The sequence below is a fragment of the Sulfitobacter sp. M22 genome, from assembly GCF_021736025.1.
In the GTDB taxonomy this organism is placed as follows: Bacteria; Pseudomonadota; Alphaproteobacteria; order Rhodobacterales; family Rhodobacteraceae; genus Sulfitobacter; species Sulfitobacter litoralis.
The window spans coordinates 2616168-2637041 of record NZ_WMEC01000001.1; the positions used below are offsets into that span (position 1 = coordinate 2616168).

20 protein-coding genes are annotated in these 20874 nt (G+C 56.9%); 11 read left to right on the forward strand and 9 right to left on the reverse strand.

Annotated features, from left to right (window positions below):
- The first annotated feature begins 61 nt into the window (after positions 1-61).
- From GLP52_RS12855 to GLP52_RS12875, 5 genes are read left to right on the forward strand one after another with little or no spacing between them, the layout of a single operon-like run.
- Entirely contained in the window at positions 62-1189 is a 1128-nt protein-coding gene (locus tag GLP52_RS12855; RefSeq protein ID WP_093732069.1) for an ABC transporter ATP-binding protein, read from the forward strand.
- On the forward strand, positions 1186-2067 hold the full coding sequence (locus tag GLP52_RS12860) for an ABC transporter permease subunit (RefSeq protein ID WP_093732068.1): 882 nt from the start codon (positions 1186-1188) through the stop codon (positions 2065-2067). Before GLP52_RS12855 ends, GLP52_RS12860 begins: the two co-directional genes overlap by 4 nt.
- Positions 2064-2885, forward strand: coding sequence for an ABC transporter permease (locus GLP52_RS12865; protein WP_237272591.1), 822 nt, complete (start codon positions 2064-2066; stop codon positions 2883-2885). The genes GLP52_RS12860 and GLP52_RS12865 overlap by 4 nt, the downstream gene beginning before the upstream one ends.
- 12 nt (positions 2886-2897) lie before the next feature.
- Complete coding sequence (locus GLP52_RS12870) at positions 2898-4226, forward strand: NAD(P)/FAD-dependent oxidoreductase (protein ID WP_093732066.1); 1329 nt, start codon at positions 2898-2900, stop codon at positions 4224-4226.
- A 60-nt stretch (positions 4227-4286) separates the two neighbouring features.
- On the forward strand, positions 4287-5606 hold the full coding sequence (locus GLP52_RS12875; protein ID WP_237272592.1) for a UDP-glucose dehydrogenase family protein: 1320 nt from the start codon (positions 4287-4289) through the stop codon (positions 5604-5606).
- A 46-nt stretch (positions 5607-5652) separates the two neighbouring features.
- On the opposite strand, the gene trhO is transcribed toward GLP52_RS12875, so the two are convergent.
- Positions 5653-6552, reverse strand: coding sequence for an oxygen-dependent tRNA uridine(34) hydroxylase TrhO (trhO, locus tag GLP52_RS12880; RefSeq protein ID WP_093732064.1), 900 nt, complete (start codon positions 6550-6552; stop codon positions 5653-5655).
- 102 nt (positions 6553-6654) lie between these two features.
- Between trhO and pncA the strand changes: the two genes are divergently transcribed.
- The gene (pncA, locus tag GLP52_RS12885) at positions 6655-7251 is read left to right on the forward strand and encodes a bifunctional nicotinamidase/pyrazinamidase (protein WP_237272593.1); all 597 of its coding nucleotides are present in this window, start codon (positions 6655-6657) and stop codon (positions 7249-7251) included.
- Here the strand turns inward: pncA and GLP52_RS12890 are convergent.
- Positions 7238-7897, reverse strand: a complete 660-nt coding sequence (locus GLP52_RS12890; RefSeq protein WP_237272594.1) for a MarC family protein — start codon at positions 7895-7897, stop codon at positions 7238-7240. The genes pncA and GLP52_RS12890 overlap by 14 nt on opposite strands.
- A gap of 126 nt (positions 7898-8023) precedes the next feature.
- On the opposite strand from GLP52_RS12890, the gene pncB reads away from it, so the two are divergent.
- The gene (gene pncB / locus GLP52_RS12895) at positions 8024-9316 is read left to right on the forward strand and encodes a nicotinate phosphoribosyltransferase (protein WP_093732061.1); all 1293 of its coding nucleotides are present in this window, start codon (positions 8024-8026) and stop codon (positions 9314-9316) included.
- Between the two features lie 85 nt (positions 9317-9401).
- Here the strand turns inward: pncB and GLP52_RS12900 are convergent, their stop codons facing one another.
- The 6 genes from GLP52_RS12900 to GLP52_RS12925 all read right to left on the reverse strand — a co-directional run bounded on the left by GLP52_RS12900 (position 9402) and on the right by GLP52_RS12925 (position 14793).
- Complete coding sequence (locus tag GLP52_RS12900) at positions 9402-9947, reverse strand: nicotinate phosphoribosyltransferase (protein ID WP_237272595.1); 546 nt, start codon at positions 9945-9947, stop codon at positions 9402-9404.
- Positions 9948-10144: 197 nt separating this feature from the next.
- A complete protein-coding gene (gene arfB, locus GLP52_RS12905; RefSeq protein ID WP_237272596.1) occupies positions 10145-10567 on the reverse strand; it encodes an alternative ribosome rescue aminoacyl-tRNA hydrolase ArfB in 423 nt (140 codons plus the stop codon).
- Positions 10568-10898: 331 nt separating this feature from the next.
- On the reverse strand, positions 10899-11519 hold the full coding sequence (locus GLP52_RS12910; RefSeq protein WP_237272597.1) for a queuosine precursor transporter: 621 nt from the start codon (positions 11517-11519) through the stop codon (positions 10899-10901).
- 93 nt (positions 11520-11612) lie between these two features.
- Positions 11613-12479 (reverse strand): esterase-like activity of phytase family protein, encoded by an 867-nt coding sequence (locus tag GLP52_RS12915; protein WP_093732057.1) that lies wholly within the window; start codon positions 12477-12479, stop codon positions 11613-11615.
- Between the two features lie 2 nt (positions 12480-12481).
- Positions 12482-13423, reverse strand: a complete 942-nt coding sequence (gene mepA, locus GLP52_RS12920) for a penicillin-insensitive murein endopeptidase (RefSeq protein ID WP_093732056.1) — start codon at positions 13421-13423, stop codon at positions 12482-12484.
- Positions 13420-14793, reverse strand: a complete 1374-nt coding sequence (locus tag GLP52_RS12925; RefSeq protein WP_093732055.1) for an MFS transporter — start codon at positions 14791-14793, stop codon at positions 13420-13422. The genes mepA and GLP52_RS12925 overlap by 4 nt, the downstream gene beginning before the upstream one ends.
- 195 nt (positions 14794-14988) lie before the next feature.
- Between GLP52_RS12925 and GLP52_RS12930 the strand changes: the two genes are divergently transcribed.
- The 4 genes from GLP52_RS12930 (at position 14989) to yaaA (ending at position 18676) form a co-directional block, all read left to right on the forward strand.
- The gene (locus tag GLP52_RS12930; protein ID WP_093732054.1) at positions 14989-15321 is read left to right on the forward strand and encodes a BLUF domain-containing protein; all 333 of its coding nucleotides are present in this window, start codon (positions 14989-14991) and stop codon (positions 15319-15321) included.
- Between the two features lie 103 nt (positions 15322-15424).
- Positions 15425-15712, forward strand: a complete 288-nt coding sequence (locus GLP52_RS12935; RefSeq protein WP_093732053.1) for a YggT family protein — start codon at positions 15425-15427, stop codon at positions 15710-15712.
- Between the two features lie 109 nt (positions 15713-15821).
- Positions 15822-17867 (forward strand): DNA helicase RecQ, encoded by a 2046-nt coding sequence (gene recQ / locus GLP52_RS12940; RefSeq protein ID WP_093732052.1) that lies wholly within the window; start codon positions 15822-15824, stop codon positions 17865-17867.
- Positions 17868-17896: 29 nt separating this feature from the next.
- Complete coding sequence (gene yaaA, locus GLP52_RS12945; protein ID WP_237272598.1) at positions 17897-18676, forward strand: peroxide stress protein YaaA; 780 nt, start codon at positions 17897-17899, stop codon at positions 18674-18676.
- Here the strand turns inward: yaaA and GLP52_RS12950 are convergent.
- Positions 18661-20805, reverse strand: a complete 2145-nt coding sequence (locus GLP52_RS12950; protein ID WP_237272599.1) for a response regulator — start codon at positions 20803-20805, stop codon at positions 18661-18663. The two genes, yaaA and GLP52_RS12950, sit on opposite strands and share 16 nt — an antisense overlap.
- Positions 20806-20874 lie beyond the last annotated feature (69 nt).

The window sequence follows — 20874 nt, forward strand, 5'->3', positions numbered from 1 at the left end:
TGACCTGATCCATCCCCCCTTTCGCCAAAGGGGTAAATCGCTGTGCAAAGGATAGACCAAAGTGAGCCAACCCGTTTTCGCCCCATGGGATGACCCGAACGAAAAGCCGCTTATCCGATTTGATGATGTGACCAAACGTTTCGGTGATTTTGTCGCGATCGATAACCTTTCGCTTAGTATCTACGAAAGCGAATTCTTTGCGCTTCTTGGTCCATCCGGCTGTGGCAAAACGACAATGATGCGTATGCTCGCAGGGTTCGAAAACCCAAGTGCGGGAAAAATTGAATTAGCCGGCAAAAATATTGCGGGCGTTCCGCCGAACAAGCGGGCCGTGAACATGATGTTTCAGTCTTACGCCCTGTTCCCCCACCTATCGATCTGGGAAAATATCGCCTTTGGTTTGAAGCGCGGCGATATGACCAAAGCGGACATCGCCGTGCGCGTGGAAGAGATGCTTAAACTAACGCGCCTCACCAAATTTGCCAAACGCAAGCCCCATCAGATATCTGGTGGGCAGCGGCAACGTGTTGCCCTTGCGCGTGCCCTTGCCAAAGCGCCGAAGCTTTTATTGTTAGATGAACCTCTTGGCGCGTTGGACAAGAAGTTGCGACAGGATACCCAGTTTGAACTAATGGATATTCAAGAAAGCACGGGCACAACTTTCGTTATCGTCACCCACGACCAAGAAGAAGCAATGACTGTTGCCAGCCGCGTGGCGGTGATGGATGAGGGGCAGATCATCCAGGTGGCAACGCCCGACAGGATATATGAAGCACCTAATTCCGTTTATGTTGCCGACTTTATTGGTGATGTGAACATCATTTCCGGCACTGTGAAGGCCGCCGGTGACGAGATGTACCATCTTGATTGGGTGGCCAACGAAGCCCCGTTGCTTGCAGCATCAGATCGCACTTTCAGTGAAAGCCAGCCAGCCCATCTCGCAATCAGGCCGGAGAAGATCGCCATTTCAGTCGATAAGCCAACGGAGATGAAAAACGCTGTTCAGGGCACCGTTCTTGACATCGCATATCTCGGCAACCTCAGCACCTACCACGTTCAACTTGGCGGAGGGCAAGTGATCAAGGCCCAGACAGCGAATACGCGACGGTTGTCACGCCGCACGATTACGTGGGAAGACAGCGTCTGGATTTCCTGGAGCGCCACCGCCGGCGTCCTGTTAGAGCGATGAATATACGCCGCTTCATCCTTATTGCAGTGCCCTATGCGTGGCTGCTTGCCCTGTTTTTGATCCCCTTCATTATTGTCTTCAAAATTTCGCTTTCTGATTTGGCGTTGTCTATTCCTCCTTATTCTCCGACTGCAAAAGACGGAATCTCGGCGATGTTTAAGGCATTTGACCTGGAAAACTTTATTTTTCTCGCTTCAGACGATCTGTACTGGAGGGCTTACCTGAGCAGTTTGAAGATTGCGTTAATATCTACGATTTTAGCTGTCTTAGTTGGCTACCCAATGGCCTACGGCATGGCGCGCGCGCCTGAAGAGTGGCGTCCAACCTTGATGATGCTGGTAATTTTGCCGTTTTGGACAAGCTTTCTAATCCGCGTCTACGCGTGGGTTGGCATTCTGAGCAATGAGGGGCTGCTGAACCAATTCCTTCTTTGGCTGGGTATCATTGATGCGCCTTTGACGATCATGAACACGACCACCGCTGTTTATATAGGAATTGTTTACACGTATCTGCCATTTATGATTCTACCGATCTATGCCGCACTGGATCGGCTAGACGAATCCCTGATCGAGGCCGCCGAAGATTTGGGGTGTTCACGGCTAAAGGCGTTTTGGTTGGTTACTATACCCTTGTCACGCAACGGGATTATTGCGGGGTGCTTCCTTGTGTTTATCCCCGCGCTGGGCGAATTTGTGATCCCGTCCCTGCTAGGGGGATCGGGGACGCTTATGATTGGTAAGGTCCTGTTTGAGGAGTTTTTTAACAATCGCGATTGGCCCGTGGCGAGTGCGGTTGCGGTAATCCTGCTTTTGATCCTGATTGTTCCGATTGTCCTGTTTCAGCGCAATCAGCAACGTCAGGCCGAGGTGGAGTCATGAGACGCGCGAGCTGGTTCAATATTACGTCGCTCACCTTGGGGTATGCGTTTCTTTATCTCCCGATGGTCTTGCTGGTCATCTACAGTTTCAACAGCTCAAAGCTTGTCACCGTGTGGGCGGGTTTTTCAACAAAATGGTATGGAGAGTTGCTGCAGAACGATGCGTTCCTGAATGCTGCATTGGTAACGCTTAAGGTTGCGGTTGTGTCTTCGACGCTAGCGACCGTGTTGGGGACGATGGCGGCCTATATCCTGGTGCGGGGGGGGCGGTTTGCAGGGCGCACGCTGTTCTCGGGTATGATTTACGCGCCGCTTGTCATGCCAGAGGTAATTACTGGGCTATCCCTGCTTCTGCTCTTTATCGGGATCGGATTGGACAGGGGAACGCTGACGATTGTACTGGCACATACGACCTTTTCGATGTGCTATGTGTCTGTTGTCGTTTCCTCGCGGTTGGTGACGTTCGACCGGTCGCTGGAGGAAGCTGCGCTGGATCTCGGATGCTCGCCCTTTGATGCTTTCCGTTTGGTGACCCTGCCAATCATTGCGCCGGCGGTTATTTCAGGGTGGCTTCTGGCCTTCACCCTGTCGCTGGATGACCTAGTGATCGCTTCGTTTACCACCGGCCCGTCCTCGACAACTCTACCGATCAAGATCTGGAGCGCTGTGCGTCTTGGAGTTTCGCCCGAGATCAACGCGCTCTCGACCATTATGATTGGTATCGTGACCTTCGGGGTTATCGCCGCTTCCCTGATTTCTAAACGCAAAGCGGTCAAAGCCCAACGAGATGTTCGGGCGGCTGAGCGGGCGGTGACGTGAAATGATGACCCCATGAAACGAATATTTAACGGTTTCGCCTATACAGATGAGCCGAGGAAGAACTGTTGGTGGGATCAAACCAGCGATATTGTGGATCGCCTAGCCTTGAACGGTGACGTTTCGTGCGATGTTGCAGTCGTGGGTGGTGGGTTTACGGGCCTTTCTGCGGCGCTGCGCTTGGCAGAGGCGGGGTATTCGGTTGTCGTACTGGAACATAGATACGTCGGCTGGGGGGCATCGGGTCGCAACGGTGGCTTTTGTTGTCTCGGTGGGGGGCGGCTTGATGATGTGGCGCTCGACAAGCTTGCGGGGCGGGAAGATCGGCTGAACTTTCGCGCAGCGGAGCTTGCGGCAATTAATTTCGTCGACGACCTGATCAGTCGCCATAATATCGACGTGGACCGCCACTCTGATGGCGAGATCGAATTGGCCCACCGGCCCAAAGATATGGATGGTTTCGCCGCGCGTGTCGACGCGGTGCGCGAAAACTACGGGCTGTCCGCGCGGCTGATCGAGAGGAAGGATTTTGCCTCGAACGGGCTGTCCGGCCCGTTTCATGGGGCATTGCATATCCCGGCCGGCTTTGCGCTAAACCCGCGGAAATACGCGACCGGGCTTGCTGCCGCGGCGGAAAAGGCTGGCGCGGTGATCTATCATGATACCGCGGCGATCAAGATACGGCAATCGACCAAGGGGCATGAAATCCAGACGCCGCAAGGTCGACTGACGGCGGAAAAAGTCATTATCGCGACGAATGGCTATTCATCTGAAAATGTGGTGCCAAGTCTAACGGCGCGATATATGCCCGCGCAATCGACTGTTCTTGTGACACGCCCCCTGAGCGAGACTGAGCTGGAAGAGGCGGGGTGGACGACAGATTTCATGGCTTCGGATACGCGCAATTTGCTACATTATTTCCGGCTCATGCCGGATCGTAGGATGTTGTTCGGGATGCGCGGTGGCCTTTTGACTGGCAAAAGCGCCGAGGCGCGCGCCGTCGCACGGGTGCGGCGTGATTTCGAAAAGTTTTTTCCGGCTTGGAAACATGTGGAAACGCCCCATCATTGGTCCGGCATGGTATGCCTTTCGCGCGCCCAAACGCCCTTTGTCGGGAAGCTGCCCGACCCCGGAGGCTTGTATGCAAGTCTTTGTTATCATGGGAATGGTGTGGCCATGGGGAGCTATTCTGGCGGATTGATTGCGGATCTGGTTATGGACAAACCCATCGACCGGCCCTACCCACAGATCATGCAAAACCCGTTGCGAAAGTTCGAACTGGGGCGGATGCGCAGAATGCTGATGCCATTGGCCTATCTTGGTTTTGCGCTTTCAGACTACTAGATGTGGGTGCACCGGCTGGCGTGGCTTGCTGACTGTCTAATAGATTTAGGATATATTTTTATGAAGATTGCGATGATTGGCACCGGCTATGTCGGCTTGGTTTCGGGTGTTTGTTTTTCTGATTTCGGTCACGACGTGATTTGCGTCGATAAAGATCCGGCCAAGATTGAAAAGCTGGAACAGGGCATCGTCCCAATCTATGAGCCCGGCCTTGATGATCTGATGGCCAAGAATGTCGCCGCAGGGCGATTGTCTTTCACCGGCGACCTGAAAAAAGCTGTGGATGGCGCGGATGCTGTGTTTATCGCCGTCGGCACACCGACGCGCCGCGGGGACGGTCATGCCGATCTGACCTATGTCATGGCGGCCGCTGAAGAAATCGCAGCCGAGCTTACCGGTTACGCCGTGATCGTCACCAAATCGACCGTCCCTGTGGGCACCAACCGCCAGGTCAAACAGGTTGTGTCCAAAGCCAACCCGAAGGCAGAGTTCGATGTCGCGTCCAACCCCGAATTCTTGCGCGAAGGGGCCGCGATCGATGATTTCATGCGGCCCGACCGCGTGGTTGTAGGCACGCAGAATGAACGCGCCGAACAGGTGATGAAGGACATCTACCGCCCGCTCTCGCTGCGCGAGTTTTCGATCATGTCTACCGATCTCGAAAGCGCCGAGATGATCAAATATGCCGCCAATGCATTTCTGGCGACCAAGATTACCTTTATTAACGAAATCGCCGCGCTCTGTGAGCGTACAGGCGCTGACGTGAAAATGGTGTCAAAGGGCATGGGGCTCGACAACCGGATCGGGTCCAAGTTTCTGCATGCGGGGCCTGGCTATGGTGGCAGCTGTTTCCCGAAAGACACGCAGGCTTTGGCGCGGATGGGTCAGGATCATTCCGTCCCCATGCAGCTGACAGAGACCGTGATCAAGGTAAACGACGAGGTCAAACGCCGGATGATCGACAAGGTCGTCGATATTTGTGGCGGCTCGGTGAACGGCAAGACAATCGCTGTTTTGGGGGTGACGTTCAAACCGAACACGGACGATATGCGGGATTCCCCGAGCTTGACCATCGTGCCATCGCTGGTCGGCAATGGTGCCAAGGTGCGTGTGGTTGATCCGCAGGGTAAACGCGAGGGCGAGGCTTTGTTGCCGGGCGTGTCTTGGATGGATGACGCCTATAAGGCCGCGCAAAACGCCGATGCATTGGTTATTCTGACCGAATGGAACGAGTTTCGCGCACTGGACCTTACGCGTATGGCCAAACGGATGGCGACGCCGGTATTGGCGGACTTGCGCAATATCTACAGTCCCAAAGACGCGAAACGCGCCGGGTTTACGGCCTATGTTTCCATCGGGCGCGATGGGTTCGGCGTTTAACCCAACATCACAGGCCCGTGCTTGGAAAAGAGCGGGCCGCGCGCGATCAGCTACGGTGGGTTTCGCCGCGTGACTTAGCGAGGCTCATCTGGCGTTGGCGTTCACGGAACCGCGCCTTATCGGCGTCAGAGGTTTGATCGACGCAGTGCAGACAACTGACGCCTGCCTCGTACCCCGCTTTGGTTGTGTCCTCGGGCAGGATCGGGCGGCGGCAGCCGTGGCACAGCATATGCGGCCCTTCTTTCAGCCCGTGGCCAACGCTGACGCGGTTATCGAACACAAAGCAATCGCCCTGCCAGCTGCTTTGTTCTTGCGGGACGTCTTCAAGGTATTTGAGGATCCCGCCCTTGAGGTGGAACACGTCCTCGACACCCTGACCGATCAGGTAGTTGGTTGATTTCTCGCAGCGGATGCCGCCGGTGCAGAACATCGCGATTTTCTTGTTGTGAAACCGGTCTTTGTTCGCCTCCCACCAGGCAGGGAATTCGCCAAAGCTTTGGGTCTCGGGGTCGATGGCCCCGTTGAACGTTCCGATCGCGACCTCATAGTCGTTGCGGGTATCGATCACCGCAACATCGTCCCGCCCGATCAGATCGTTCCACTCGGCAGGATTGACATAGTGCCCGACCTTAGCAAGCGGATCGACGTCGGGTTGCCCCATCGTCACGATCTCGCGTTTCAGGCGGACCTTCATCTTACCGAAAGGGGGCTCGGTGGCGGTGCTTTCCTTCCACTCCAGATCGGCGCAACCGGGTAGGGCACGGATATGCGCAATCACCGCGTCGATGCCCGCACGTGGGCCGGCAATCGTGCCATTGATGCCTTCGGCGGCGACAAGCAACGTGCCTTTGACCTCATGCTGAGCACAAAGGGCAATCAGCGGCGGGCGCAGGGCGTCAGGCGCGTCAAAGCGGCTGAAGTGATAAAGGGCGGCAATGGTATACATGCGCGCTGAGATACGCCCATGTGTCGGTTCAGGCAAGGGGGTGCCGTGCCACCTGCACCGTGCTATGTTCGTTAGCGCAAGTTGGCCCATGAGGAACCTGATATGACCCACGCCGTGATCGTGATTGATGTGCAAAATGATTTCTGCCCCGGCGGGGCGCTTGCTGTGTCGGATGGCGACGCGATCATAGGCGGTATCAACGCGCTGATGCAGCAGGCGGATGCTGTGGTTTTGACACAGGACTGGCATCCCGCGGGGCATTCCTCGTTCGCGTCGTCGCACGCGGGGCAGGCTCCGTTTGACGTGACGCAGATGCCCTACGGCCCGCAGGTGCTTTGGCCCGACCACTGTATTCAGGGCTGCGCTGGTGCTGCGTTTCACCCCAAGCTGGACCAAACCCGCGCGGATATGATCATTCGCAAAGGGTACAACCCCGCTATCGACAGCTATTCCGCCTTCTTCGAGAATGACCAAAAGACGCCCACCGGATTAGAGGGATACCTGCGCACACGCGGCATTACCCAGTTGACGATGGTGGGCTTGGCGCTTGATTTCTGCGTGCAGTTTTCGGCTGTGGACGCGGCCAAACTAGGCTTTGACGTCGAGGTCCGGCTGGATCTGTGCCGTGCTATTGATCTGGACGGATCGCTGGCTGCCGCGCAGGATGCGATGATGGCGGCGGGGGTTACTCTGCGCTAAGAGGGGCATCCTCGACGGGGGCGATGTTCAGGATGTCCAGCGCATCCAGCCCGCCTAGCGTCGCATCGACAGCGACGGTCGCCAGAATGATCCCCATGACGCGGCTGATCACGCTGGCACCTGTCGTGCCCATCAGATGGCCAATACGACCGGCCAGCAACAGCAATACAAGGGTGAACAGCAACACCACCAGCAGCAATCCGGCTGTCACCAGCTGGTCGGATATCTGGTTGGTGTGATTGTCCGTCAGAATGACGATCGCCAGCATTGCACCCGGTGATGCGATAGAGGGCATGGCCAGCGGAAATACGGCACCCGCAAGATGATCCCGCTCTGCGGCTTCGATTTCCTGCGTGGGTTTCGGGTCTCCGAAAATCATGCTCAGCGCGAACAGGAAAAGGATAATCCCGCCCGCGACCTGAAACGACCCCAGCCGCAGTCCAAGGTTCTCCAGCAGATATTGCCCGCCCACGAGGAATCCAAGCAAGACCAAACCGGCCACCAACACGGCCCGCAGGGCAAAGCTTTTGTGCAGGCGTTGCGGGACATTTGCTGTAGCGAAAAGAAAGACCGGAAGGCTGCCAATAGGGTCGATCACGACAAACAGTGTGATCAACTCTCGCAAGAGATTGGGCCAGTCCAGCATCTAGCAGTGCTCCTTTCGGGGGTTAAGTCGGTGGATTACCACAGGTTTTGCACTGTGTCAGCGGCAATTCCCTTGCCCGTCCAAGATGGATGGGCCACAAACACACCGCCTAAGGGAGCTTTAACCATGGTCGACATTGCAAGCCGCGTCTGGAACCACAAGTGGAAGATCGACCCGATTGTGCGGTCCCTGATCGATACGGATTTCTATAAGCTATTGATGTGTCAGTCGGTTTTCCGCAACAAGCCGGAAACGCAGGTCACCTTTAGCCTGATCAACCGGTCCAAACACATCCCGCTGGCCGATTTGATCGACGAAGGCGAGCTGCGCGAACAGCTGGATCACATCCGGTCCCTTTCGCTTAGCCGCGGTGAAAGCACATGGCTGCGGGGCAATACCTTTTACGGCAAACGCCAGATGTTCCGCCCCGATTTCATGGAATGGTTCGAAGGGTTGCGCCTGCCGCCCTACCACCTTGAACGCAAGGGCGACCAGTACGAGCTGACATTCGAAGGGTCGTGGCCCGAGGTGATGCTATGGGAAATTCCCGCCCTCGCGGTATTGATGGAACTGCGCAGCCGCGCCGTGCTGGATCGCATGGGCCGGTTCGAGCTGCAGGTGCTCTATGCGCGCGGCATGACCCGTGTCTGGGAAAAGATCGAAGCTTTGCGGGATATACCCAACCTGTCGATCGCTGATTTCGGCACCCGTCGCCGTCATTCATTCCTGTGGCAAGACTGGTGCGTGCAGGCCATGCAAGAAGGCTTGGGCAGTGCCTTCACCGGCACATCGAACTGCAAAATCGCCATGAGCCGCGAGGTCGAAGCGATCGGCACGAACGCGCATGAGCTGCCGATGGTCTATGCCGCATTGGCAAAGGACGATGCCGCGCTGGCCCAAGCGCCCTATGATGTTCTGCAAGACTGGCACGAGGAACACGAAGGCAATCTGCGCATCATTCTGCCCGACACCTATGGCACCAAAGGGTTCTTGGACAACGCCCCTGACTGGCTCGCGGGTTGGACAGGCATCCGTGTGGATAGCGGCGATCCGGCGGTCGCGGCGCAAACGGCGATTGATTGGTGGAAGTCCCGTGGCGAAGACCCCAGCGAAAAGCGTGTGATTTTCAGCGATGGTCTGGATGTTGCCAAGATCAAGGAACTGCACCGCCAGTTTGAGGGCAAGGTCAAAGCCTCGTTTGGCTGGGGCACCTTGCTGACCAATGATTTTCGCGGGCTTGTGCCGGATGACGCGCTCGCCCCGTTCTCTCTGGTATGCAAAGCGGTCGAGGCGAACGGGAACCCTACGGTCAAACTGTCGGACAACCCGAACAAGGCCATGGGTCCGCAATCAGAGATCGACCGCTACAAACGTGTCTTTGGCGTCGGTGATCAGACCGCGCAAAAAGTCATCGTCTGATCCACACGCGAAAGGGGCCGGTGGTTTCCCACCGGCCCCTCTTCCTTATGTCTCCCGCAGGATGCGGGGCATATCGTCGCTCGGGTTAGCTCCGGTCGTCAACGATCAGCGTGAGCCCACCCATGCCATTACCGCGCACGGCGACAACGTCTTCGGACGCAAAACCTTCGGCTTCTAGGTCTGCGCTCAGGTCAGTGTTGGCAGCGACAGAGGCGCGCATATCGTCAACAGCCTCGGCCTGTGCATCCAGCGCTTCGTCGAGGGCGGTGGTGGTGCCTTGCTTGGATGCCTTCAGTTCTGACACGGTCACGACATCCAGTTTGGCATCGGTATCAAACGCGTCAATTTCGGCTTTGGTTTGCGTGTCGGTCTCTGCACCAGCGCGCAGTTCCTGGATCAACTGACCATAATTTTCTTTTGCCGTTTTACCGGTCTTGGCGACAGTATCTTTAGCATCGTTCATGGTGGAACCAGTGGATAGTGAACCTGATGCACCAACATCTGCATTAACACCCGAGCTTACATCAGCAGCGCCGCCTACCGCACCGTCTACGGAAGTTTGAGCCATCGCCGCAGTAGAAACGCCAGTGGCCATCAGGGTCGCGATAAGTGTTGTTGTTGTAAGTTTCATCTGAGTTCTCCTTAGATTTACTAACGACATTGCTTGTATGTCTGTCAGGGGAACACGGGCCAAAGCTGATCCGTTCCAATGGCTGATCTGCCCTGTGGCGGCGATCTGCCGACACAGGGTTGATACCGGCAAGAACCGGCGAAATGGCATATCTGTTTAAAAGTTGATGGAACGACTGGAGCGGTGGGCAGACAACGTTATTCTGGCGGATCAACCCGTCCGCGCAGCGATTTAACCTCGCCTCGGGTCTTTTTTGCCTTTAACCGGCGCTTTTTCGATCCCAGCGTGGGCCGTGTCGCAATACGCCTCTTTGGCGGTTTCAGCGCAGCGGTAATCAGGTCCTTTAGCCGTTCCCGAATAATTTCGCGGTTGCGCACCTGACTGCGGGTTTCGTCGCATTGCAGCACCAACGCGCCTTCGGTTGTCCAACGCCTGCCTGCCAATCGCCGTAAACGGTTCTTAACAGGCGTCGGTATGGACGGGGAGATCGCGGCCTCGAACCGAAGCTCCACCGCGCTGGATACTTTGTTCACATTCTGGCCACCCGGCCCCGAGGCCCGCATAAAGCTTTCTGATAGCTCCCAGTCCTGAATGGAAATGTCGTCGTTGATCCGCAGCATCACGCTCTCCTTCGTGGCAACTATCGCATCGCCTGCACCCGAGGGAAATACCCGCACCCGCATGCGAAAAGGGCCGCCCCGGTGCGGAGCGGCCCAATCGAATGGTTTACGGAGGTGGGATCGGTTAGATCAGCGATCCACCTAGGCTGTTTCAACCGCCAGGGGCTGCCCTAACGGGATACCTCCCAAGCTGTTCCGACACCTCGCTCCAATACCGTTCTTGACACTGGATCACCTCCTTTACATTTGTTGAACTCACTTGAAGACTGGCACAGTAAATCGAAAACACAAAATGTTTTTTAGGCCAGTCGGAGTTCGGAAGTTGCGGCCTTTAGCTGCGGGGCAGCAATTGGGCGGTGATAATGCGGAACGGGATCAGCGCGATCAGCGCGATGCCCAGCTTCACAGACCAATCCGCAACTGCCAGCGACACCCACAGAGGTGCCACCGGGCCACTGCCCAGCAAAGGCAGCATTTCCGAGGCCCAAGAGACGTCGGTCGCGGGGTGTAGGAATGACAGAACGCCGGAAAATGAGATCGAGAAAAACAGCAGCGTATCAAGCGAGCTGCTGACCAAAGTGCTGGCCAAAGGTGCGCGCCACCATTTGCCATCACGCAGCGCAGAGAAGATCGCCACATCGACCAATTGCGCCACAAGAAACGCCACCCCGGACCCGATCGCGATGCGCAAGGTCACCAGTGGCCCGAATTCGCCCATGATCTGCGTCCCGATCAAAGAGCAAGCGAGACCAACGACAAAGCCAACCAGCACCACCCGCCGCGCAGCGTCTTTTCCGTAAACGCGGTTCATCACATCGGTGACCAGAAACGCCAGCGGATAGGTGAACGCGCCCCATGTCAGCCATTGGCCAAACAGGAATTGAACAAGGATATTAGAGGCCACAACAATGGCGGCCATAGCAAGAATGCCGGGAAGATAGGTGCGTGTCATATTTGAAACCGTTTTATGCAAGGGTGCGGCGACTTGGCCTGGGAGGATCGCAGACAGTCATGCGTTGTAGGGATCGCATGCCATTCGCGCAAGCTATTGTGTGATCGTCAGCTCGATAACCTGGGTTTGCTGCACTGATAGGAAATTATCGTCTGAAATCATCGTCACACGCGTACGCCCGACACCATCGCGCCAAACGGTCAGCGCCTCGAGGTTGTCATACCGTGCAGGCAAGGTTTGCAACAAGGTCACGGCGGAGGTCTGGTCGCCCGCCAGTTCGATCCGCCGCAATCGGGTGCGAAACCCCAGCGGGGTAACCGTTCGCTCAAGTAAATATAGCCGACCTTCATCGTCGAAATCGGCACCGACAGGCACGAACGGGCTGTCTTTTTCAAGGTAGGCGGCAATGCTCCACGCGTCGTTTTGATACTTATACAGCGGTATTTGATTGCTGCGCGTATCCTCCGGCAGTGCGTACAGCGACCCTTCGGCATCCACTGCCAGTGCCTCGAAGCCAGCATTCTCCCTTAGCAATGCACCTTGGGGCGGGGCAATTATTTGCTCGGTCGTACCATCGGCTAGATTTGTGCGCGCGATACGGTGCTGCCCCTCGTAGCTGATAAAGATGCTACCATCGGGCGCAATCGCCAGCCCTTCGGCATCAGCATGGGGTTTGTCCATTACCGCACCTTTTTGATCACGCAGGGCAACCGAATGTATCACCTCTAAGCCCGTCAACGTGCCAAGCGCATCCCGCGCCAGGTCGGCCACCATGATACGCCCGCGGTCGCTGATTACAGTCATTTGTTTGCCGTCCGCGCGCATTTCGACACCCGACAGACCGCCGAACCAGGGGGCGTCGTTATCCCAATCCAGCTGCGTGTGATGCACGATCGGGCCATTTGCGCCCGCTGCAAGCGCAGCGGATGCAAAGCCAAGGGCAAAGAGGATCTGTAGCAAGTTTAGTTCGAATCCAGCACAGATTGGCACTGCGCAGGCAGATCCGCGAGCAACAGTTCACGCTTTGGTTTTGCCTTGGTCTTTGGCGCGTTAGGGGTCGGCGCGGGCGGGTTCAGGATATTCGCCTGCCATTGACGTGCATCCGCGCAGCCGTCGCCTGCGGGGGGCGGATCCTGGTTAACGCAACCAGTTGCGCCTTTCGGGCAGCTCAGCCGGACGTGGAAGTGATAGTGGTGCCCGTACCAAGGGCGAATTTTGCGCAGCCAGCTCCGGTCCCCCTTTTCATCGGCGCACATCTGCACCTTGGCACCGGGGAACACAAAGATACGCGCAACACGCGGATCGGATGCGGCGGCCTTGAGCACCTGATGGTGCTGCGGCGTCCAGCTGCTGTTCACATAGGCACCGCTGGCCCGGCGCATCGAGATGGACGAAATGTTTTCGCGCTGCGACCGGCTAAGCGACAGCGAATTAGGGGGGAGCATCCAAATATCCGCGTCCAAACCCATCTGGTGACTGGCGTGCCCGGTCAGCATCGGCCCGCCACGCGGCTGGCTGATATCGCCGACATAGATTCCTTCCCAACCGGGTTGCTGCGCTGCCTTTGCACTAAGCTGTTTGATGTAATCGATCATCTCTGGGTGGCCCCAGTTGCGGTTGCGCGACAGGCGCATTGCTTGCCAGGTTGGCCCGGTTTCGGCCAGCTGCTGTCCCCCTGCGACGCAGCCCTTGGCATAGCTGCCGTAGGCGGCGGAAGACTGCCGAGAGCCATCGGATTTCGCGCCGAAAAGCTTCTTTGCTTGAATGTTGCTGCGCGCACCACCCGACGATCCGATGGTTGGCAGGACTTTGGATGCCTCTGCATTCGGCTTGGACGAAGACCCGCCGCAGGCCGCCAGGGCAAGGGCCAGCACGGTACAAGTGAGGAATCGGGACAGGATCATTTGGCGAAATCTCCGTTGGGTTTTACCCAGATTAACAGAACCAGACCGATGATGAACAGCCCCACAACGGGGGCGATCCCGATCCGCTGGTTGCCCGACAGGTCGCTGGCGACAGCGATCAAAGCCGGTGCCAAAAACGATGTAGCTTTGCCCGACAATGCGTATAGGCCAAATGCCTCGGTCATGCGATCGGGGTTGCCCTGACGGGTCAACATATTGCGCGACGAGGCCTGCAACGCCCCCCCCGCTGCCCCGATCAGCGCACCGGCGATGTAGAAGGCGATGTCGGGCACAGCAGACCCTTCGGCCAGCGCGACTCCCATAATCGAGCTAGGGGTCAGCGAGATAATCAGCACAGCCGTGGCGATTAGGATCAGACAGCAGGTCACGATAACGGGCATCGGCCCAATCGCGCGATCCACACGCCCCCCGACCCAAGAGAACACCGCGCCGGAAATCGCCGCGAGTATCCCAAAGACCCCGATATCAATAATGCTCCAGTTCAAGACACCAAGCGCATATATCCCACCGAACGTGTACATTCCGTTAAGGGCATCGCGATAAAACATCGATGACCCCAGATAGGCCAGAAGCGAAGGATGGCGCGGCAGGTTCTTGAGCGTGACCCAAAGATCCGCCAACCCTTTGCCCACCCGGTAGCGCGCGGCATCTTTGACGGGTGTATCGCGCACATATAAAAAGAAAGGGATCATGAAAACGGCGTACCAGATCGCTGTTAACGGGCCGACAATGCGGGTGTCAGCCTTGGTCGCCGGATCAAGCCCGAACAGCGGGCTTAGCCCTGCCATCGTGCGCCCCGTGCTACCCGCCTGAAAAAGCGCGATCATCACGATCAGCGCCAGAACACCGCCGACATAGCCAAACGCCCAGCCCGACCCCGACAGCCGCCCGCGTTCGCCGGGGTCAGGGTGCAGCTCGGGCAGGTAAGAGTTGGTAAATATTGTCGCGAACTCCATCCCGATCAAGCCGATACCGAAAAAGAACAACGCCCAAATAACTGAGAAATCCTGCGGTGCCGTCCACCAAAGCGCGCCAGATCCCACGACATACAGTGCAGAAAATAGCCATATCCACGGCATCCGCTTGCCCGTTGAATCCGCAACCGCCCCAAGCGTGGGTGCCAGGATCGCAATAAGGATGCCCGCAGCCGTCAGGCCATACCCCCAATAGGCTTGCGCCTGCGCCTTGGCGGCCTCGAGCGCCATACCACCCTCGACCAGATTTGCCGTCGCCGTTTGGGCGAAATAGGGGCCGAAAATGAACGTCAAAAGGAGCGTGTTGTAGGGCTGGCTGGCCCAGTCAAAGAAGTACCAGCCCCAGATCTTCTTTCGCGCTGATGTGGCTGCCATGACTGCTCTCTCCTGTTTCAAGCGACGGTAGTGCAGCAACAGGGCGCGACGCAAGTCTGCGAATGGCTCTCCCGCGTAGCGGGAAGGGCGTTTTGATATGTCCTATGACATTCGAACAGGGTCGCTTTTCAAAAGCCTTTTGATTAAAGAAGATCAAGAACAATGCCCCGTTAAGATATTTTTAGGAGACCCTATATGGCGATGATCCGGCTTCTCTATTTCAGCACCGCAGTTCCATCCGTTTCCAAAGCCGATGTCGCAGAAATATTTACCATCGCGGTGCGTGAAAACGAAAAGCACAGCGTCACGGGGGCCTTGGCATATAACGGGCGCAACTTCTGTCAGGTGCTGGAAGGCGAAGAAGCTGACGTACATCGGCTGATCGAAAATATCCGCAATGACGCGCGGCACAGCGGCTTTAAAATCCTCGATGAAAAACAGATCGAAACCCGGCATTTCGCCGATTGGTCGATGCTGAAAGTCGATAGTCTGGATTTCTCTGTCGTCATCAACGCGATGCAAGCGTAAAATAATGCGAATTCGACAAGGGCGAAGGGGCCAAGGCCATGCCGCTCTTGTTCTTTGACGCGGGCGCACCTACGTTCGCGCTGTGCAATGAAAGGCCCCCCCTATGACATCCCTGTTTCAGATCTTGATGCTCTTGCTGAACATCGTTTGGTTCATCATTATCGCGCATGTCATCATGAGTTGGCTGATTAATTTTCAGGTTTTAAACCTTCGTCAACCTTTGGTGGCGCAAGTTTGGGATGGGCTCAATCGCTTGCTGGAGCCCGTCTACGGTCGCGTTCGTAGCATTCTGCCCCAGATGGGCGGGCTTGACCTTGCGCCGTTGGTTGTGCTGATCGCGGTCGCTGTTCTACGGATTCTGCTGATCAACAACGCTGCAATGTTCTACTAATCGGGCATCTGCTGGGGTCTTGGCCCTGCCGGACGCACGGGCAGGGATTGTCCCCTGCCCGCGACTATGAGATTCTGCATGCTGCAGGTTAGATACGGTTGGGTTTTTCATGTCAGGCGCTGCCACGCTACTTCGTGATGTCTTTGGGTTCGATGGCTTCCGTCCCGGTCAGCAAGAGATCGTAGAGGCGGTGACCGCCGGTGAAAATACACTGGCGATTATGCCGACCGGCGGTGGTAAATCCCTGTGTTTCCAGATGCCTGCGTTGCTGCGGGATGGGGTGACAGTCGTTATATCTCCGCTCATTGCGTTGATGCGTGATCAGGTACGCGCCTTGCAAGAGCTTGGCGTTGGGGCCGGGGCGCTGACCTCGGGTAACACGCCCGAAGAAACCGATGCGGTGTGGGAAGGGCTCGAAGCGGGGACGCTCAAGCTGTTGTATATGGCACCCGAACGGCTCGCCGCGGGGTCAGTCACCGGCATGTTAAAGCGTGTCGGCGTGTCATTGATCGCTGTGGACGAGGCGCATTGCGTCAGCCAGTGGGGCCATGATTTTCGTCCCGACTATCTGCGCATTGGTGAATTGCGACGTACGCTGGATGTGCCGCTGGCCGCCTTTACCGCGACGGCGGATGCCGAAACCCAAGCCGAGATCATCCAGAAGCTTTTTGACGGCACCCCGCCACGCGCTTTCCTGCGCGGATTTGACCGCCCTAATATCCACCTGGCCTTTGCTGCCAAGAATGGACCGCGCGCGCAGATTTTGAACTTTGCCAGCGCGCGTAAAGGGCAGTCGGGCATCGTCTATTGCGGCACTCGTGCAAAAACCGAAGGGCTTGCCAAGGCGCTGCGCGACGACGGGCATCTGTCTTTGCATTATCACGGCGGGATGGAAGCAGACGACCGCCGCACGGCAGAACGCCGCTTTCAACAAGAGGACGGGCTGATCGTCGTGGCGACCGTGGCCTTTGGCATGGGGATCGACAAACCGGACATTCGGTGGGTCGCCCATGCCGATCTGCCCAAATCCATTGAAGCTTACTATCAAGAGATTGGTCGCGCGGGTCGCGACGGTGCCCCGGCTGAAACGCTTACGCTGTTTGGTCCCGATGACATCCGTTTGCGGCGCAGTCAGATTGACGAAGGGCTGGCCCCACCCGAACGGCGCGCTGCGGATCATGCCCGATTGAACGCCCTATTGGGGCTTGCGGAAGCGCTGGAATGTCGTCGCCTGAACCTGCTGAAATATTTCGACGAAAGCGACGTGACTTGCGAAAATTGTGACCTCTGCGACTCTCCTGTGGACGTGTTCGACGGCACCACGGCGGTCCGCAAGGCGCTGTCGGCGATGCTGCGCACCGAGGAATGGTTCGGCGCCGGTCATTTGATCGACATTCTGCTTGGCAATGAAACGGACAAAATCCGCGAGCGCGGGCATAGCGATTTGCCGACCTATGGGGTGGGCAAGGAATATGACAAACGCGAATGGCAGGCCGTGTTCAGACAAATGATGGGCCACGATCTCGTGCGCCCTGACGCGGCGCGCCACGGTGCGTTGCGGATGACCGATGCCGCGCTGCCCATTCTACGCGGCGAGGCGTCTATTTCTCTGCGCCGCGACAGTATTCGTGCCGCCGCAGCGCAGCGCCGCCCTGCGGTCAAAGCAATGGTCAGCGACGAAGATGCGCCACTGCTGTCGGCGCTCAAGGCGAAACGTCGGGGGCTCGCAGAGGCCGCGAAAGTGCCCGCATACATCATTTTCAATGACCGCACGCTGATCGAGATGGCCGAGAAACGGCCAGCGACATTGGACGCGATGGCGCGTATCGGCGGTGTTGGGGCGAAAAAGCTCGAGAACTTCGGCGGTGCGTTTCTAGAGGTAATCAACGGCGCTGCGGCCGAAATGCACCCGTCGCGCCGCAAGCTGGCAGGGCGGGCCGCGGGGTCCGTCTTTGATCAGCTGCAAGAAGTCCAAACCACGCTGTCACGGGGCGCGAACGGCGGCGAAAAACCCCTGAGCTGCTCGACGTCGTTACTGGCGAAAGTGGCGCAACTTCACGCGCCGAACCTCGATGCAATAGCGCGTATTCTGGGCGAGAAGCGAACTGAAAGGTTTGGCCCCGCATTTCTGGACGTCCTGCAGCAAGCGGGCTAGCTCTTGCCGCGACCAAATAAGGAAGACCTATGCTGACCGTCATATCTCCTGCCAAAAAAATGGACTGGACCCCCCGCACCGTCAAGATGACGACGCCCGATTTGCACGATGATGCCGTGGCTTTGGTCAAGGTGGCCCGCGCGCTGAGCGTTGGTGATCTGCAATCATTGATGCACCTGAGCGAAAAACTGGCCCAGCTGAATAGCGATCGGTTCGCCTCGTTCGAAGAAAACCCTACCCCTGATACTGTGCGCCCCGCCGCATTTGCCTTTGCCGGCGACACCTACCAAGGGCTCGAGGCGACCAGTTTGGACCCCGATGAAGTGAGCTATGCGCAGGATCATCTGCGAATACTGTCGGGGCTTTATGGCGTACTGCGCCCCTTGGATGCAATTCAGGCCTACCGGCTTGAAATGGGCAGCCGGTTGAAGACGCCGCAGGGTAAATCGCTGTACGATTACTGGGGCGCGCGTTTGTCCGATGCGTTGAACCAGCAGGCAGAGCGGACCAACAGCAGGTTTCTGGTGAACTGCGCCAGTCAGGAATATTTTGGCGCGGTCGACCTGAAGGCGCTGGCCCCCGCTGTCGTGACGCCACAGTTCATGGAAGATAAATCTGACGGCAAAGGTCCAAAAATTGTCAGCTTCTACGCCAAGAAAGCGCGCGGCGCGATGGCGCGGTTCATTGTACAGAACCGGCTTTCCGACGCGGATGCGATCAAGGATTTTGATATCGGCGGGTATGCGTGGCAACCAGATATGTCCACGCCGGAAAAACCCATTTTTGTGCGTCCCTATCCCACCAACTGACCCTCCAGTGGGAAGGCCGAGGGGGGGCAGTACCGTTCCAATAGTGCCACGATCTCCGCCTTGCGTAACGGTTTCGTAAGGAAATGATCCAGACCGGCGGCTAGGATATTGTCCTTCTCGTCCTGAATGACATGAGCGGTCAGGGCGACAATAGGACAGCTGTCGCACGCCCCATTCTCTAACGCGCGAATGGCTGAGGCGGCCTCTTTTCCGTTCATTTTCGGCATGGATATATCCATGAAAACTAGGTCAGGCTGGAAGGATTGAAACAGGTTAACTGCATCCTCTCCATCGACGGCGAGCTGTAAATCAATGTTTAGCCGTTGAAGCATCTTGCGCAGCACGAGCCGGTTGGTTTTATTATCTTCCGCGGCCAGAACCCGCATCGGGCGGGTGCCGGTCGTCGAGGGTGAGGCTTTCGATAGCTCCGCCAGCAGATCGGTGATGTTGATCGGATTTTTCATAATCCGGCGCAAACGCACGCCGCCCGCATTTTCCCGGACTGAATCTGGAGTTTCGCTGTATAAAATCACCTCTGTCGCGGAGAGACGCGCCTGAACGGCGCGCACGAATTCAAGCCCGTCCATATCGGGCAAGATTTGATCAACAAGAACCAGATCCACACTGGCATCCAAGGCTGCCAATCCGCCTGCGCCGGTGGTGCATGTGGTGACCCGTACCCCAATATGTTCCAGGTTGCGCTGAAGAATGGACCGGCAGATCGTTTCCGTTTCGACGATCAGAATGTGTCGGAGAAACGCAGGCGGCATCAGGGTCGGCGTCGCCGCGTCCACTTGCACTTTTAGGGGAAGCTCGAACCCGAAGCAGGACCCCACCTCCGGCTTGGACGTGACCCATATCTCGCCGTTCATTAACTGCACCAACCGTTGGCAGATCGCCAACCCCAGACCGGCCCCTTCTGCAGTCGGGCTCGGCTCGCTGCTGGCCTGGGTGAATTCACCCATGATATGACCGATGATATCAGGGGGGATTCCGATGCCTGTATCCTCGATAGAGACTTTTATCAGCACGTTGTCAGAGTCACGGTCCGGCAGACCCGTGGCCCGAATAAGAATATGCCCGTTTCGCGTAAACTTCACCGCATTTCCCACGAGATTTGTCAGCACCTGTCGAATGCGCCCGGCATCCCCGATCAATTTTCGTGGCAGGAAGAGGTCAAAATCCAAAGCGAGGTCCAGTCCCTTCTGAACTGCCAGCGGTTGCAGCAGCAGCAATACCTCTTGGAAAACGTGTTCTAGATCAAAGGGGGCGGGGTGGATGCTGAGCTGGTCTGCTTCGATCCGGGAAAAATCCAACACGTCGTTGATAATCACCAATAGTGCTTCGCCAGAGGTTTTAATTGTGTCGACATACAACCGCTGGTCCTGCGTCAGCATGGTGTCGCCAAGCACATCTGTCATTCCGACGATCCCGTTCATCGGAGTGCGGATTTCATGGCTCATCTTGGCTAGAAACAAGGATTTCGCACTGTTGGCAGACTCAGCAGTGGCACGGGCGTCGACCAACTGCCGCTGATGCGCGACGCTGTCGGTGATATCGCGGGCGAGTGAAACGGTGTCACCACCTTTGCCGCGTTGATCGACGATTTTGATGTAAGCGCCGTTCCAGAGCTTTACGATGATCGGTTCCGGTGCTCTTTGCTGTGACCGCAGAAGCATCTTGGCGCGCCATTCCTCAGGCGTGTTTCGACCGATGTTAATGATCCCCTCTTCGGTGAGGATGCGCAGGATGGTCGAATAGCTGACGCCGGGCCGGATAACGTCGACACCGTCAAACACCGCGAGATAGGATCGGTTCGCCATAATCATTTCGCTGTGCTTATTAAAAAAGGCAAAGCCGTCGTGGATGGTTTCAATCGAATGCCACAGGCGTCGCTCTGTCAGTTCAACCTGTTCCCGCGCTGCGCAAAGATCGGACATGACGCGTTGGTTTTTATATCGAATATTTTCGACCTCCGCCCGTGTTTCGGAGATTTCTTCACTGACGCGTTGGGCGTGCTGATCAAGTTTTCTTTGGGCGGCACAAAGCTCCGCCTGCTTTCTTTCAAGCCTTGCTTCCGCCTGTTCACGGCGGCGGCGTTCTTGCACAAGCCTATCTGACGTTTTCATCCAACGCTCCGAATCCTCCTTGTCTGCACAGGAGAATGAAGCATTGCAGGTGAATAACTGCTTAACCGG